This window comes from Streptomyces sp. NPDC002680 (assembly GCF_042889145.1).
Taxonomy (GTDB): Bacteria; Actinomycetota; Actinomycetes; order Streptomycetales; family Streptomycetaceae; genus Streptomyces; species Streptomyces adonidis.
This window is the reverse complement of the sequence record NZ_JBIAQP010000033.1, coordinates 64,013-78,881: the sequence shown is the minus strand read 5'-3', so window position 1 is coordinate 78,881 and position 14,869 is coordinate 64,013. Positions and strand designations below refer to the sequence as shown.

Sequence of the window (14,869 nt, the reverse complement as noted above, 5' to 3'; positions counted from 1 at the left end):
CCCGCCGCCCCTACCCGTCCCATCCTTCTGGGGGCTGCGCCCCCAGACCCCCCTTTCGCGCTGAACGCGCTCGTCCTCAAACGCCGGACGGGCTGAAAGATCAAGCGCCGGACGGACTGGAGGGCTGCTGCCCGTACCCCTTGAGACGGTCCCCCGCCTGGTTCACCTGGGCCTCCGTCAGGAGGGTCGGGGAGAGGCCTGGCAGGGCCGATGCCGTCAGCCAGACTCGGCACATCCACTCCAGTTGGGCTGTGCGGTCGTATGCCTGGTCGAGGGTTTCGCCGTACGCGATCGTGCCGTGGTTCTGGAGTAGGCAGGCGGTGCGGTCCGTGAGGGCTTGGAGCGTGTTCTCGGCCAACTCTTCGGTGCCGTAGGTCGCATACGGGGCGACTCGGACGGGGCCGCCGAGATCCGCCGCCATGTAGTGGATCAGCGGCAGCTCTCGGACGAGCGTCGAGACGGCCGTCGCGTGGACGGCGTGGGTGTGGACGACGGCGCGGGCGCCGGTGGCGCGGTAGACGGCGAGATGCATGGGCAGTTCGCTCGTCGGGGTGAGGGTGCCGAGGACCTGGCGGCCGGTCAGGTCGACGCCGACGATGTCGGCGGGGAGGAGCTGTTTGTACGGAACGCCGGACGGGGTGACCAGGACGGTGTCGCCGACGCGTACGGAGACATTGCCGGAGGTACCGACGACCAGCCCGTCGGCCACCGTACGGCGGGCCGTCGCGACGAGCGCGGCCCAGGCACGCGCCGTCCCGTCGGGCACGGCGCGCCCCTCCGCCGTACCCGCCCCCTGTGCGCTGTCCCGCACGTCACGCCCGTCCCGTCGCTGATCAGCCATGCCGTGATCCTGCCAGGCGCGGTCCCGGGCCGCCGCCGGGCGAGGGCACTGTAGGCCCGAACTCCGTTGATCGTAAGGGCGCATATGGGCACGCATCGGCGCGTGCGCGCGCTTTGGCCGGAGAGCGATGGCGATTTGTCGATCTTCCAGTAGCCTCTGGGAGATTTTTCCGTACGCAGCCATTCCGGGGGGACACATGGCCCGCGATCCCAAGCCGTTCCAGCCCGTCCGTCGACCACTGTTACGCCGCCGCTCGCGCGCCCTCGCGGCCACCGCGGCGGCGCTCGCCATCGGGGGAACCGTCCTGACGGAGGTTCCGGTCTCGGCGGCCGCGAAGCCCAAGGGTCACGACGTCTCGTCGCACCAGAAGAACGTCGACTGGCGGTCCGCGAAGGCGAAGGGCGCCACCTTCGTGTACGTCAAGGCGACCGAGTCCCACACCTACCGCAATCCGTACTTCGGCCAGCAGTACGACGGCTCACGGGCCGCGGGCCTGATCCGCGGCGCCTACCACTTCGCCCTGCCGGACAAGTCGTCCGGCATCACCCAGGCCCGGCACTTCATCCGCAACGGCGGGGCCTGGCGCGCGGACGGCTGGACGCTGCCGCCCGCGCTCGACATCGAGTACAACCCGTACGGCAAGAAGAAGTGCTACGGCCTGAGCAAGGCGAAGATGGCCAGCTGGATCACGGCCTTCAGCAACGAGGTCAACCGGCTCACCGGCCGCCGTCCGGTGATCTACACGACCGCCCACTGGTGGAACAACTGCACGAACAGCAGCCCTGTCTTCACCTCGAAGCACGCCCTGTGGCTGGCCCGCTACAACGCGGCCGACGCCGGGGCGCTGCCGTCCGGCGGCTGGAAGCTCTGGACGTTCTGGCAGTACGACAACAGCGGCACGCTGCCGGGTGATCAGAATCTCTTCAACGGGACACCGGCCCAGCTCAAGCGGTTCGCGAAGGGGGCGTGAGAAGACACCGCACCCCACGCCATCCCCCATACCCCTTCAGTTCACCTTCCGTTTACCCAGGTTGCTTACGGTCCACCAGCCACCTACGTCCTCAAGAAATCTGGGTAAATGGAAAGCTTCTCGCTGATCCTCGCGATCGTGGTCGTCACCGCGCTCGCGTTCGATTTCACGAACGGTTTCCACGACACCGCCAACGCGATGGCCACCACCATCTCGACCGGCGCTCTCAGACCCAAGGTCGCGGTGGCCATGTCGGCCGTCCTCAACCTCGTGGGCGCCTTCCTCTCCGTGGAGGTCGCCAACACGATCTCCAAGGGCCTGGTCGACGAGAGCGGCATCCGTCCCGAGGTGATCTTCGCCGCGCTGGTCGGCGCGATCCTCTGGAACCTGCTGACCTGGCTGGTCGGACTCCCCTCCAGCTCCTCGCACGCCCTGATGGGCGGTCTGATCGGCGCGACCATCGCCTCGGCGGGCGCGGGCGCGGTCCACGGCGACGTCCTGGTGACGAAGGTGCTGATCCCGGCGATCGCCGCCCCCATCGTGGCGGGCGTCGCGGCCATGCTGGCGACCCGGTTGTCGTACCGGCTCAGCGCCGGGCAGGCCGAGGGCAAGGCGGCGGAGAAGGGCTTCCGGGCCGGCCAGATCGCCTCCGCGGGCCTGGTGTCGCTGGCCCACGGCACGAACGACGCGCAGAAGACGATGGGCATCATCACCCTCGCCCTGGTCGCCGGTGGCGCCGTCGCCCCCGACTCCGACCCGCCGGTGTGGGTCATCCTCTCCGCGGGCCTGGCCATCGCGCTCGGCACGTACCTCGGCGGCTGGCGCATCATCCGCACGATGGGCAAGGGCCTGACCGACCTCCAGCCCCAGCAGGGCTTCGCCGCCCAGACCAGCGCGGCGACGGTCATCCTGGCCTCCTCCCACCTCGGCTTCTCCCTCTCCACCACGCACTCGGTGTCGGGCTCGGTGATGGGCGCGGGCCTCGGCCGCAAGGGCGGCGTGGTCCGCTGGTCGACGGCGACCCGCATGTTCGTGGCATGGGGGCTGACGCTGCCCGCGGCGGCGCTGGTGGGTGCGGTGGCGGAGTGGGTGACCGGGTTCGGGGACTGGGGGACGGCACTGGTGGCGGTCTTCCTGATCGCCTCGAGCGCGGCGATCTGGGTCGTCTCGCGCCGCGGCGAGGTGGTCGACCACACGAACGTCAACGGGACCGAGGATCCGGCCGCCGCGGTGACGCCGCCGGCGCACACGGTGCCGACCGACCTCACGGCCACGATCCCCGCCCCGGCCACCACCGCCGACCCGGCGACTCCCCCGGCCGCCACCGTCTGACACCGAGCACCCGGTCCCCCAAGTCAGAAGCAAGGAAGAAGCATCATGAAGATCGACTGGGCCGCCCTCGGTTCCGTCTTCGGCGTCAGCCTCGTCATCACCGTGGCCATGGTGGGCGTGTTCACCCTGGGCATCGTCGGACTCTCGATGCGCGAACGGGCGGCGACGCAGGGGGAGTCGGCCGGGCTCGCCGTCACGGGGGCTTACGCATGTTTCGCCGCCTGTGCGGCAGTTGTGGCATACGGGATCTATCTGATCGTGGCGTGAGGGCCGAAAAGCGTGTTCCCGCGCCGCCGTTCCATCGGCGGTGTGGGGCTCAGCACAGTCCTCCTTTCCAGGTCAACGGCAAGTTGACGGGTGTTCCGGGCCCGTGGTGGACTGCCGGAGCCATGTACGGCGGCAGAAGAGGAAGCCGGTGCGAATCCGGCGCGGTCCCGCCACTGTCACCGGGGTAGGTAACCCCGGGAGCCAGGAACTCTCGCCGCCGGTCTCGTCGAACCAGGGCGTGGACACCCTGAGTGAGGACATATCGCCATGCTCGGCTGCCGTTCGCGTTCCAGGTCCATGACCAGGGTTTCTCCCGCCACTTCGGCCGGCTGAGCCGGTGCGTGCCGATCGCGTCTTCGCGTACGGCGCCGTCCTCGGACTCCTCGGTGATCTGGCTCTCGGTGATCCGCGCCGGGGGCATCCGGTCGCCGCGTTCGGGCAGGCCGCCGGCGCCGTCGAACGGGTGCTGTGGCGGGACCACCGGGGGTGGGGGGCGCTGCACACCGCCATGTGTGTGGGAGGCGCCGTCTCACTTGCCGCGGGGGCCCGTTCCGTCGTACGTCCGTCCCGTGCCGCTTCCGTCGCGCTCACCGCCGCCGCCACCTGGGCCGTGGTCGGGGGGACCTCCCTCGGGCGGGAGGCTCGGGCGATCGGGCGGTCGTTGGAGGCCGGGGATGTCGACGGGGCCCGGGAGCGGCTGCCCCATCTCTGCGGGCGCGATCCGCAGGCCCTCGACTCCGACGGGATCGCCCGGGCCGTCGTCGAGTCCGTCGCCGAGAACACCTCCGACGCCGTTGTGGGGGCCCTTGTGTGGGGGGCTGTGGGTGGGGTGCCGGGGCTCGTCGGGTTCCGGGCCGTCAACACCCTCGATGCCATGGTCGGGCACAAGTCTCCGCGGTATCGGCGGTACGGATGGGCCTCCGCCCGGCTCGACGACCTCGCCGGGTGGCCGGGGGCGCGGCTGACCGCCGTACTCGCCGCTGCCGCCGGTGGTGATCCGCGCGGGGCCGTCCGGTCCTGGCGTGCCGATGCACGCAGCCATCCCAGTCCCAACGCCGGGCCCGTCGAGGCCTCCTTCGCGGGGGCCCTCGGGGTGCGGCTCGGCGGGACGCTGTCCTACGCGGGGCGGGTCGAGCATCGGCCCGTGCTCAACGGGGAGTACGGGCGTGCCGTCGGCGTCCAGGACGTCGAACGGGCCGTACGGCTGTCCCGGCGGGTCACCTGGCTGGCCCTCGGGGTCAGTGTCGTCGCCGCACGGCTCGTAGCGAAGGGGCGTACGTCATGAGTGGCGGAACTGTCGGCGGCGGGCTGCTTGTCGCCGGGACCACCTCCGATGCCGGGAAGAGTGTCGTCACCGCCGGGATCTGTCGGTGGCTCGTGCGGCAAGGGGTGAAGGTCGCGCCCTTCAAGGCTCAGAACATGTCCCTCAATTCGTTCGTGACGCGGGAAGGCGCCGAGATCGGGCGGGCGCAGGCCATGCAGGCGCAGGCGTGCCGTATCGAACCCACCGCGCTCATGAATCCCGTCCTGCTGAAGCCCGGGAGCGACCAGAGCAGTCAGGTCGTGCTCATGGGGAAGCCCGTGGGTGAGATGAGTGCGCGCGGCTATCACGGGGGGCGGCAGCAGCAACTGCTCGGGACCGTGCTGGAGTGCCTTGCCGAACTGCGGGGCACGTATGACGCGGTGATCTGTGAGGGGGCCGGGAGTCCGGCCGAGATCAATCTGCGGCGGACCGACATCGTCAACATGGGGATCGCGCGCAATGCCCGACTTCCTGTGGTTGTCGTCGGCGACATCGACCGGGGTGGCGTCTTCGCCTCCTTTTTCGGGACGGTCGCTCTCCTCTCCCCCGAGGATCAGGCGCTCGTCGCCGGGTTCCTCGTCAACAAGTTCCGCGGCGATGTCACCCTCCTGGAACCCGGGCTCGACATGCTCCTCGGGCTCACCGGGCGGCCCACGTACGGCGTCCTGCCCTTCCGGCACGGGCTCGGGATCGATGAAGAGGACGGGCTTCGGGTTTCCCTGCGCGGCACCGTCCGGGAGTCCAACGTCTCCCCGCCCGTCGGGGAGGACGTGTTGCGGGTCGCCGTCTGTGCGATCCCGCTGATGTCCAACTTCACCGACGTCGACGCGCTCGCCGCCGAACCGGGCGTCGTCGTACGGTTCGTGGACCGGCCGGAGGAACTGGCCGACGCCGATCTCGTCGTCGTACCGGGGACTCGGGGGACCGTGAAGGCGCTGGCCTGGCTGCGTCAGCGCGGGCTCGCGGACGCTCTCGTGCGCCGGGCCGCCGAGGGACGGCCCGTGCTCGGCATCTGCGGTGGTTTCCAGATCCTCGGGGAGCGGATCGAGGACGACGTGGAGAGTCGCCAGGGCCTTGTCGAAGGGCTCGGGGTGCTGCCCGTACGGGTGCGGTTCGCCCGCGAGAAGACCCTCACCCGGCCCGTCGGCACCGCCCTCGGCGAGGATGTCGAGGGGTACGAGATCCATCACGGGGTCGCCGAAGTCCTGGGCGGGGAAGCCTTCCTGGACGGGTGCCGGGTCGGCAGCGTCTGGGGTACGCACTGGCACGGGTCGCTCGAATCCGACGGCTTCCGGCGGGCGTTCCTGCGCGAAGTGGCCGCCGCCGCGGGCCGCCGCTTCGTCCCCGCCCCCGACACCTCCTTCGCCGGGCTGCGCGAGGAGCAGCTCGACCTGCTCGGCGATCTCATCGAACAGCACGCGGACACGGACGCGCTCTTGCGGCTCATCGAGTCGGGCGCGCCACAAGGACTGCCTTTCATTCCACCGGGAGCGCCCGCATGAGCACAGTGTTGTTGTTGTCGACCGCCGACACGGACCTGCTGGCGGCCCGGGCCGCTGCCGGTGCCTCGTACCGGATCGGCAATCCGACCCGCGTGGACGTCGCCGAGGAACTGCCCGCGCTCGTCGAGGGCGCGGACATCGCCGTCGTACGGCTGCTGGGCGGGAAGCGGGCCTGGGAGGACGGGCTCGCCTACCTGAAGAGCGCCGGTGTACCGACCGTGCTGCTCGGCGGGGAGGCCGTGCCCGACGCCGAGTTGATGGCCGAGTCGTCGGTGCCCGCGGGGGTCGTGGCGGAGGCGCTGCGGTATCTCGTCGAGGGCGGGCCCGACAACCTGGTGGAAATGGCACGGTTCCTGTCCGACACCGTGCTGCTGACCGGTGAGGGGTTCGTCGAGCCGCAGAAGATGCCCGAGTACGGGGTGCACGGTTCGTATGGGCAGGAGAGCGGCCGTCCTACCGTCGGCGTGCTCTTCTACCGGGCCCACGAGCTGAGCGGCAACACCGGGTTCGTCGACACCCTGTGCGAGGCGATCGAGGCGCGGGGCGTCAACGCCCTTCCCGTGTACTGCGGTTCACTGCGCGGGGCCGACGCGGGACTGTACGAGCTGCTCGCCGGGGCCGACGCCCTGATCGCCACCGTCCTCGCCGCCGGCGGTACCCACGCCTCCGAGGCCTCGGCCGGTGGTGACGAGGAGGCCTGGGACATCGGGGCGCTCGCCGACCTCGACGTGCCTGTGCTGCAAGGGCTTTGTCTTACGTCGTCCAAGGCGACGTGGGACGGCTCCGACGCCGCCCTCTCCCCCATGGACGCGGCGATGCAGGTCGCGATCCCCGAGTTCGACGGGCGGCTGATCACCGTGCCGTTCTCCTTCAAGGAGGACGGTCCCGACGGAGTCCCGGTGTACGTCGCCGACCCCGAGCGGGCCGCCCGCGTCGCCGGAATCGCCGTACGGCACGCCCAGTTGAGGCACAAGCCGAACGCCGACAAGAAGCTCGCCCTCGTCTTCACCGCCTACCCGACCAAGCACTCGCGTGTCGGCAACGCGGTGGGCCTGGACACGCCCGCCTCGGCGGTACGGGTGCTGGACGCGCTGCGGGACGCCGGGTACGTCGTCGAGGGACACCCCGACAACGGTGACGAGTTGATCCACCGGCTCATCAACGCCGGTGGCCACGACGTCGAATGGCTGACGGAGGAGCAGTTGGCCGCCGCGCCCGCGCGTGTGCCGCTCGCCGACTATCAGGCGTGGTTCGACAAGCTGGACGGCGACTTGCGGAACGGGATGCTGGAGGCGTGGGGCGAGCCGCCCGGCTCCCTGTACGTCGACGGGGACGACATCGTCCTGGCCTCCCTCCAGTTCGGGAACGTCGTCGTGCTGATCCAGCCGCCGCGCGGCTTCGGCGAGAACCCGATCGCGATCTACCACGATCCCGACATGCCGCCCTCCCACCACTACATGGCGACCTACAGGTGGCTGGAGAATTCCTTCGGCGCGGACGCGGTCGTCCACATGGGCAAGCACGGGACGATGGAGTGGCTGCCCGGCAAGGGACTCGGTCTGAGTCGCGGGTGCGGTCCTGACGCCGTGCTCGGTGAACTCCCCCTCGTCTACCCGTTCATCGTCAACGACCCCGGCGAGGGCACCCAGGCCAAACGGCGCGGGCACGCCACCGTCGTCGACCACCTCGTACCGCCGATGGCCCGCGCGGACACGTACGGCGACCTGGCGAAGCTGGAGCAGCTCCTCGACGAGTACGCGCTCGTCTCCGACCTGGACCCGACGAAGGCGCCGGCGGTACGCGCGCAGATCTGGACGCTGGTCAAGGCGGCCGAACTGCACCACGACCTGCACGTCGACGACCAGCCGGACGACGAGGCGTTCGACGAGTTCGTCATGCACATCGACGGCTATCTGTGCGAGATCAAGGACGTACAGATCCGGGACGGTCTGCACATCCTGGGTGGTGGGCCGGTCGACGAGGCGCGGGTGAACCTGGTGCTGGCGGTGCTGCGCGCCTCGCAGGTGTGGGGTGGTCAGGCGAATGCCCTGCCGGGGCTGCGGGCCGCGCTCGCGGTTCATTTCGGGCTGGTGGAGAAGGAGTTGCTGGCCGAGCCGGGGGCTCCGGTGAAGCTGCCGGTCGAGCTGACGGATCTGGTGGAGGGGCCGGCTCGTTCGGCCGCCGACGCGATCGATCTGCTGGAGCAGCTGTGCCGACGGCTCGCGGAGGGCATGGAGGAGCGCGCGTGGGAGGCGGAGACTGTTCCCGCCCTTGTGCGTGACGTACTCGGTCTCGAACTGCCGGACGCCGTCGCGGTGTTGGAGTTTGCGTGCCGTGAGGTGGTGCCTCGGCTGGCCCGTACGACGGACGAGATCACCCACATCCTCAAGGCACTTGACGGGGGTTACGTCCCGGCGGGACCGTCGGGTTCACCCACACGCGGCCTGGTCAACGTCCTGCCGACCGGCCGCAACTTCTACTCCGTCGACCCCAAGGCCATTCCGTCCAGGCTGAGTTGGGAGGTCGGGCAGGCGCTCGCCGACTCGCTCGTGCAGCGGTATCTGACCGACAACGGCGAGTACCCGAAGTCCGTCGGCCTGACGGTCTGGGGTACGTCGGCCATGCGGACCCAGGGCGACGACATCGCCGAGATCCTGGCGCTGCTGGGCTGCCGTCCGGTGTGGGACGACGCGTCGCGGCGGGTGACCGGGTTCGAGGTGGTGCCGGTCGAGGAGTTGGGGCGGCCTCGGATCGACGTCACGGTCCGCATCTCCGGGTTCTTCCGGGACGCGTTCCCGCATGTGGTGGGACTCATCGACGACGCGGTGCGGGCGGTTGCGGAGTTGGAGGAGCCGGCCGAGTCCAACTATGTGCGGGCGCACGTGGATGCGGATGCCGCCGAGCATGGGGATCGGCGTCGGGCCACGGCTCGGATCTTCGGGTCGAAGCCGGGGGCTTATGGGGCTGGGTTGCTGCCGTTGATCGACGCGCGGAACTGGAGGAGCGACGCGGACCTCGCCGAGGTGTACGCCGTGTGGGGCGGTTACGCCTATGGGCGGGGGCTGGATGGGCGGGCTGCTCGGGGGGACATGGAGACGGCGTTTCGGCGGATTGCAGTCGCGGCGAAAAATGTCGACACGCGCGAGCATGATCTTGTCGACGCGGACGACTACTTCCAGTACCACGGCGGCATGGTCGCGATGGTGCGGCATTTGACGGGGGCCTCCCCCGAGGCGTACGTCGGTGACTCGGCGACTCCCGACCAGGTGAAAACGCGGACATTGGGCGAGGAGACTCACCGGGTGTTCCGGGCGCGGGTGGTCAACCCGCGGTGGATGAGTGCCATGAGAAGGCACGGCTACAAGGGTGCCTTCGAGATGGCTGCGACCGTGGACTACCTGTTCGGGTACGACGCGACCGCAGGTGTGGTCGACGACTGGATGTACGAAAAGCTGGCGTCCGAGTACGTGTTCTCGCCGGAGAACCAGGAGTTCATGCGGCAGTCCAACCCGTGGGCCTTGCGCGGCATCACGGAGAGGCTGCTGGAGGCAGCGGACCGAGGACTGTGGGCGGAGCCGGACCAAGAGACCTTGGACCGGCTCCGGACGACCTACCTCGAACTTGAGGGCGATCTGGAGGGGGACGCATGATCCCCCAGAAGATCCCCGCGTCGGCGGGGAGCATGCCGCGATGCAGCGTCACGGCTACAACGGCGCCGGACCATCCCCGCGTCGGCGGGGAACAGACCTTGACCATGGCGTCTCCGCAATCGGCACTCAAGCAATTCCGACACGACCCACTCGAAGGAGTGATCCGCGCATGAGCACGCCCTACCCGTTCTCCTCGATCGTCGGGCAGGACGAATTGCGGCTCGCGCTGCTGTTGAATGCCGTGAGTCCCTCCGTCGGTGGTGTGCTTGTGCGCGGCGAAAAAGGCACCGCCAAGTCCACCGCCGTACGCGCCCTTTCCGCGCTGCTCCCCGAGGTCGACGTCGTCTCCGGGTGCCGGTTCTCGTGTGACCCCGGGGCGCCCGATCCGGCCTGTCCTGATGGGCCGCACGAGGCCGGGGCCCATGAGTCCCGGGCCGCCCGTATGGTCGAGCTGCCCGTCGGTGCCTCCGAAGACCGGCTTGTCGGGGCGCTCGACATCGAGCGGGCACTCGCGGAGGGCGTGAAGGCCTTCGAGCCGGGCCTGTTGGCCGATGCGCATCGCGGGATCCTGTACGTCGACGAGGTCAATCTCCTTCATGACCATCTCGTCGACCTGTTGCTGGACGCCGCCGCCATGGGTGCCTCCTACGTCGAGCGTGAAGGTGTCTCCGTACGGCATGCTGCGAAGTTTCTCCTCGTCGGCACCATGAATCCCGAAGAAGGCGAGTTGAGGCCCCAACTCCTCGACCGGTTCGGGCTGACCGTCGAGGTCGCCGCCTCGCGGGAGCCCGATCAGCGGGTCGAGGTCGTGCGGCGGCGGCTGGCGTACGACGACGATCCTGCCGGGTTCGCCGCTCGGTGGGCCCATGAGGAGTCCGCCGTACGGGCCCGGATCGTCGCCGCGCGGGAGTTGTTGCCGTCCGTGCGGCTGGGCGATGGGGCGTTGCGGCAGATCGCCGCGACCTGCGCCGCCTTCGAGGTCGACGGGATGCGTGCCGACATCGTGATGGCGCGGACCGCCGTTGCGCTGGCCGCCTGGGCCGGGCGTACCGATGTGCTTGCCGAGGATGTTCGGCAGGCTGCGTTGCTCGCCCTGCCGCATCGGCGGCGGCGGAATCCCTTTGACGCGCCCGGACTTGACGAGAACAAGCTCGACGAGACGTTGGAGGAGTTCGGCGGGCAGGGGTCGGGGGAGGACGAGGATCCTGATCCCGATCCTGGGTCGGACGGGCCCGGTGGTGGTGGAGGTGGGCAGGCTCCGGAGTCCGACGACGGGCCTCAGGGTGGTGACTCCGGCGCTCAGCCCGAGGCCGGAGAAGGTGGGGAGCCGCAGCCCTCGGGGGGCGGGGCCGGTGAGCAGCAGCCTGTGCGGGCCGGTGAGCCCTTTCGTACCAAGGTGCTGAGTGTGCCGGGTGTGGGTGAGGGCGCCGCCGGGCGGCGGTCTCGGGCGCGTACCGAGCGGGGGCGTACGACCGGGTCCCGGCGGCCCCAAGGGGCGCTCACCAAGCTGCACTTGGCGGCCACCGTGCAGGCCGCCGCTCCTCATCAGCGGGCGCGCGGGCGGGTCGGGCGTGGGCTGGTCGTGCGGCGGGACGATCTGCGGCAGGCGACTCGGGAGGGGCGCGAGGGGAATCTCGTGCTTTTCGTTGTGGATGCCTCGGGGTCCATGGCCGCCCGGCAGCGGATGAGTGCCGTGAAGGGCGCTGTGCTGTCGCTGCTCCTCGACGCCTATCAGCGGCGGGACAAGGTCGGGCTCGTGACCTTCCGGGGGTCGGCGGCCGACGTCGCCCTGCCTCCGACCTCTTCCGTGGACGCCGCCGCCGTACGGCTGGAGTCGTTGCCGACCGGTGGGCGTACGCCGCTCGCGGCCGGGCTACTCAAGGCGCATGACGTGCTCCGGGTGGAGCGGATGCGGGACCCGGCCCGGCGGGCGCTGGTCGTGGTCGTGACCGACGGGCGGGCCACGGGTGGGCCGGAGCCGGTCGCGTTGGCCGGGCGGGCGGCTCGGCTGTTCGCCGCCGAGGGGGTCGCCTCCGTGGTCGTCGACTGTGAGTCGGGGGTGGTTCGGCTGGGGCTCGCCGGGCAGCTCGCCGGTGAACTGGGCGGTACCGCGGTGACATTGGACGAGCTGCGGGCCGACAGCATCGCCGGGTTGGTCAAGGACGTACAGAGGAGGGCCGCGTAATGCCTCAGGGGCAGCCGAGTGTCGTGCCGGACGATGGGCTGACGACCAGGCAGCGGCGTAATCGGCCGCTTGTCGTCGTGCATACGGGGATCGGGAAGGGCAAGTCCACCGCCGCTTTCGGGCTTGCGCTGCGCGCCTGGAATCAGGGGTGGCCCATCGGGGTGTTCCAGTTCGTCAAGTCGGCGAAGTGGAAGGTCGGCGAGGAGAACGCGCTTCGGGTGCTGGGGGCCAGCGGGGAGGGCGGGTCCGTCGACTGGCACAAGATGGGCGAGGGGTGGTCCTGGGTCCAGCGGGACGAGCAGCTGGACAACGAGGAGAAGGCTCGGGAGGGCTGGGAGCAGGTCAAGCGGGATCTCGCCGCCGAGACGTACCGGCTGTATGTGCTGGACGAGTTCGCCTACCCCATGCACTGGGGGTGGGTGGACACGGATGAGGTGATCTCCGTACTGCGGGACCGGCCCGGGAACCAGCACGTCGTGATCACCGGGCGGAACGCGCCCGACAAGCTGGTGGAGTTCGCCGACCTTGTGACCGACATGTCGAAGGTGAAGCACCCGATGGACACGGGGCAGAAAGGACAGCGGGGGATCGAGTGGTGAGTTCCTGGTGATTTCTTCGTCCCTTTCCTCCTCTGGTTCCGTTCCTCGGCTGGTCATCGCCGCGCCTTCCTCCGGCAGTGGCAAGACCACCGTCGCCACGGGGCTGATGGCCGCGTTCGCCGCGCGCGGGCTTGCCGTGTCTCCGCACAAGGTGGGGCCGGACTACATCGATCCCGGGTATCACTCGCTCGCCACCGGGCGGGTGGGGCGGAACCTCGACGCGTATCTGTGCGGGCCGGAGCTTGTCGGGCCGTTGTTCCTGCACGGGGCGCGGGGGTGTGACCTCGCGGTCGTCGAGGGTGTCATGGGGATGTTCGACGGGGCTGCGGGGGAAGGTGAGCTGGCGTCCACCGCGCATGTGGCGAAGCTATTGCGGGCGCCCGTGGTGCTGGTCGTCGACGCGTCGTCGCAGTCTCGGTCCGTGGCCGCGCTGGTGCATGGGTTCGCGTCGTGGGATCCGGAGGTTCGGGTCGGGGGGGTGATCCTCAACAAGGTCGCGTCGGATCGGCATGAGGCGTTGCTGCGGGAGGCGTTGGAGTCGGCCGGGGTGCCGGTGCTCGGGGTGTTGCGGCGGGTGGCTCAGGTGGATCTGCCTTCCCGGCATCTGGGGTTGGTGCCGGTTGGCGAGCGGCGGGCTGCTGCGGTGGAGGCTGTGGCTGCGATGGCTACGCAGGTCGAGGCCGGGTGTGATCTTGCGGCGTTGATGGGGTTGGCGCGGAGTGCGGGGGCGTTGTCCTGTGCGGCTTGGGATGCGGGTGAGGTTTTGGTTTCCTCGCCCCCGCCGCCCCTACCCGTCCCATCCCTGGGGGCTGTGCCCCCAGCCCCCCCTTTTCGCGCTGAACGCGCTCGTCCTCAAACGCCGGACGGGCTGGAAATGCCGCCCGTTGTCGCTCTTGCCGGTGGGGCCGCCTTCACCTTCTCCTATGCCGAGCAGGCCGAGCTGTTGCGGGCCGCCGGGGCCGAGGTTGTCGTGTTCGATCCGCTTCGGGATGAGCAACTGCCCGATGGGACGCGGGGGTTGGTTGTCGGGGGTGGGTTTCCCGAGGTGTACGGCGGTGAGTTGTCCGCCAATGAGACGCTCCGCAAGTCCGTTGCCGCGCTCGCGGAGAGCGGTGCGCCCGTTGCCGCCGAGTGTGCCGGACTGCTCTATCTGTGCCGGGAGTTGGACGGGCTGCCGATGTGCGGGGTGCTCGATGCCGACGCGCGGATGAGCGAGCGGCTCACCCTCGGGTATCGGGATGCCGTGGCCGTGAGCGACAGCGCCCTCGCCGTCGCCGGGACCCGGATGCGCGGGCACGAGTTCCATCGGACCGTTGTCGAGCCCGGGGCGGGGGCCGAGCCCGCTTGGGGCGTGCTCGCCCCGGTCCGGCGGGTCGAGGGATTTGTACAGCGAGGTGTGCACGCGAGTTATCTGCACACGCACTGGGCGTCGGAGCCCGGTGTCGCCCGTCGGTTCGTGGAGAGGTGCCGTACGTCATGAGCAGCGAAAGTGATAGCAGGCTTGTCGGTGTGGGGGTCGGGCCCGGTGATCCCGAGCTGGTGACCGTCAAGGGCGTCAACGCGTTGCGTGCCGCCGATGTGGTCGTCGTACCGGTGATGGATACGGGTGAGCGGGGGCGTGCCGAGGCCACCGTGTTGCACTACGTGCCCGTGGAGAAGGTCGTCCGGGTGGTCTTCGCGCTGAACGAGCGGTCCGACCGTGCTCGGCGCGAGGCCGCGTGGGATGCCGCCGGTGCTCGGGTCGCCGAGTTGCTCGGGGCGCACTCGCTCGTCGCGTTCGCGACCATCGGTGATCCCAATGTGTACTCGACGTTCACCTATCTCGCCCAGACGATCGGGGAGCTGGCGCCCGGCGTCGTCATCGAGACCGTTCCCGGTATCACCGCCATGCAGGATCTGGCGGCGCGGTCCGGTGCCGTGCTCACCGAAGGCACCGAGCCGCTCACCCTCGTGCCCGTCACCGCCGGGGCCGCCACGCTCAAGGACGCCCTCGCCGGGCCCGGCACGGTCGTGGCGTACAAGTTCGGGCGGCAGGCCCAGGAGGTCGCCGAGGCCCTGCGGGAGAGCGGGCGGCTCGACGACGCCGTGTGGGGGTCGGCTCTCGGGCTGGAGGGTGAGTTCATTCGGCCCGCCGGTGAACTCGACGGTGAGCCCCTCCCCTATCTCTCCACGCTCATCGCGCCCGCGCCGCGCGACGGCGGGCGGGGCGGCAAATTGTGA

11 protein-coding genes and 1 riboswitch are annotated in these 14,869 nt (G+C 70.1%); of the genes, 10 read left to right on the top strand and 1 reads right to left on the bottom strand.

Features of this window, described 5'->3' with window-relative positions:
- Positions 1 to 100: 100 nt before the first annotated feature.
- Entirely contained in the window at positions 101 to 841 is a 741-nt protein-coding gene (locus ACFYXF_RS50130; protein WP_389360789.1) for a class II aldolase/adducin family protein, read from the bottom strand.
- A 196-nt stretch (positions 842 to 1,037) separates the two neighbouring features.
- Here ACFYXF_RS50130 and ACFYXF_RS50125 point away from each other — a divergent pair, with 196 nt between their 5' ends.
- From ACFYXF_RS50125 to cobI, 10 genes are all read left to right on the top strand, one after another.
- Positions 1,038 to 1,811: a lysozyme gene (locus tag ACFYXF_RS50125; protein ID WP_389360787.1), complete on the top strand. Its 774-nt coding sequence runs from the start codon at positions 1,038 to 1,040 to the stop codon at positions 1,809 to 1,811.
- A gap of 108 nt (positions 1,812 to 1,919) precedes the next feature.
- Positions 1,920 to 3,143: an anion permease gene (locus ACFYXF_RS50120; protein WP_389360785.1), complete on the top strand. Its 1,224-nt coding sequence runs from the start codon at positions 1,920 to 1,922 to the stop codon at positions 3,141 to 3,143.
- Between the two features lie 45 nt (positions 3,144 to 3,188).
- A complete protein-coding gene (locus ACFYXF_RS50115; protein ID WP_369033777.1) occupies positions 3,189 to 3,410 on the top strand; it encodes a hypothetical protein in 222 nt (73 codons plus the stop codon).
- Between the two features lie 90 nt (positions 3,411 to 3,500).
- Positions 3,501 to 3,644: riboswitch (cobalamin riboswitch) on the top strand.
- 103 nt (positions 3,645 to 3,747) lie between these two features.
- Complete coding sequence (locus ACFYXF_RS50110) at positions 3,748 to 4,695, top strand: cobalamin biosynthesis protein (RefSeq protein ID WP_389360783.1); 948 nt, start codon at positions 3,748 to 3,750, stop codon at positions 4,693 to 4,695.
- Positions 4,692 to 6,215, top strand: a complete 1,524-nt coding sequence (locus tag ACFYXF_RS50105; protein ID WP_389360781.1) for a cobyric acid synthase — start codon at positions 4,692 to 4,694, stop codon at positions 6,213 to 6,215. The genes ACFYXF_RS50110 and ACFYXF_RS50105 overlap by 4 nt, the downstream gene beginning before the upstream one ends.
- Positions 6,212 to 9,865: a cobaltochelatase subunit CobN gene (gene cobN / locus ACFYXF_RS50100; RefSeq protein WP_389360779.1), complete on the top strand. Its 3,654-nt coding sequence runs from the start codon at positions 6,212 to 6,214 to the stop codon at positions 9,863 to 9,865. The genes ACFYXF_RS50105 and cobN overlap by 4 nt, the downstream gene beginning before the upstream one ends.
- A 169-nt stretch (positions 9,866 to 10,034) precedes the next feature.
- Positions 10,035 to 12,050: a putative cobaltochelatase gene (locus tag ACFYXF_RS50095; RefSeq protein WP_389360777.1), complete on the top strand. Its 2,016-nt coding sequence runs from the start codon at positions 10,035 to 10,037 to the stop codon at positions 12,048 to 12,050.
- A complete protein-coding gene (gene cobO / locus ACFYXF_RS50090; RefSeq protein ID WP_389360775.1) occupies positions 12,050 to 12,649 on the top strand; it encodes a cob(I)yrinic acid a,c-diamide adenosyltransferase in 600 nt (199 codons plus the stop codon). Before ACFYXF_RS50095 ends, cobO begins: the two co-directional genes overlap by 1 nt.
- A 10-nt stretch (positions 12,650 to 12,659) precedes the next feature.
- Complete coding sequence (locus tag ACFYXF_RS50085; protein WP_389360793.1) at positions 12,660 to 14,129, top strand: cobyrinate a,c-diamide synthase; 1,470 nt, start codon at positions 12,660 to 12,662, stop codon at positions 14,127 to 14,129.
- Positions 14,126 to 14,869, top strand: a complete 744-nt coding sequence (gene cobI / locus ACFYXF_RS50080; protein ID WP_389360773.1) for a precorrin-2 C(20)-methyltransferase — start codon at positions 14,126 to 14,128, stop codon at positions 14,867 to 14,869. Before ACFYXF_RS50085 ends, cobI begins: the two co-directional genes overlap by 4 nt.

Bases quoted from the DNA above. Each gene is read 5' to 3' on its own strand.
- ACFYXF_RS50130 (WP_389360789.1), bottom strand. From the start codon at position 841: ATGGCTGATCAGCGACGGGACGGGCGTGACGTGCGGGACAGCGCACAG.
- ACFYXF_RS50125 (WP_389360787.1), top strand. From the start codon at position 1,038: ATGGCCCGCGATCCCAAGCCGTTCCAGCCCGTCCGTCGACCACTGTTA.
- ACFYXF_RS50120 (WP_389360785.1), top strand. From the start codon at position 1,920: ATGGAAAGCTTCTCGCTGATCCTCGCGATCGTGGTCGTCACCGCGCTC.
- ACFYXF_RS50115 (WP_369033777.1), top strand. From the start codon at position 3,189: ATGAAGATCGACTGGGCCGCCCTCGGTTCCGTCTTCGGCGTCAGCCTC.
- ACFYXF_RS50105 (WP_389360781.1), top strand. From the start codon at position 4,692: ATGAGTGGCGGAACTGTCGGCGGCGGGCTGCTTGTCGCCGGGACCACC.
- cobN (WP_389360779.1), top strand. From the start codon at position 6,212: ATGAGCACAGTGTTGTTGTTGTCGACCGCCGACACGGACCTGCTGGCG.
- ACFYXF_RS50095 (WP_389360777.1), top strand. From the start codon at position 10,035: ATGAGCACGCCCTACCCGTTCTCCTCGATCGTCGGGCAGGACGAATTG.
- cobO (WP_389360775.1), top strand. From the start codon at position 12,050: ATGCCTCAGGGGCAGCCGAGTGTCGTGCCGGACGATGGGCTGACGACC.
- cobI (WP_389360773.1), top strand. From the start codon at position 14,126: ATGAGCAGCGAAAGTGATAGCAGGCTTGTCGGTGTGGGGGTCGGGCCC.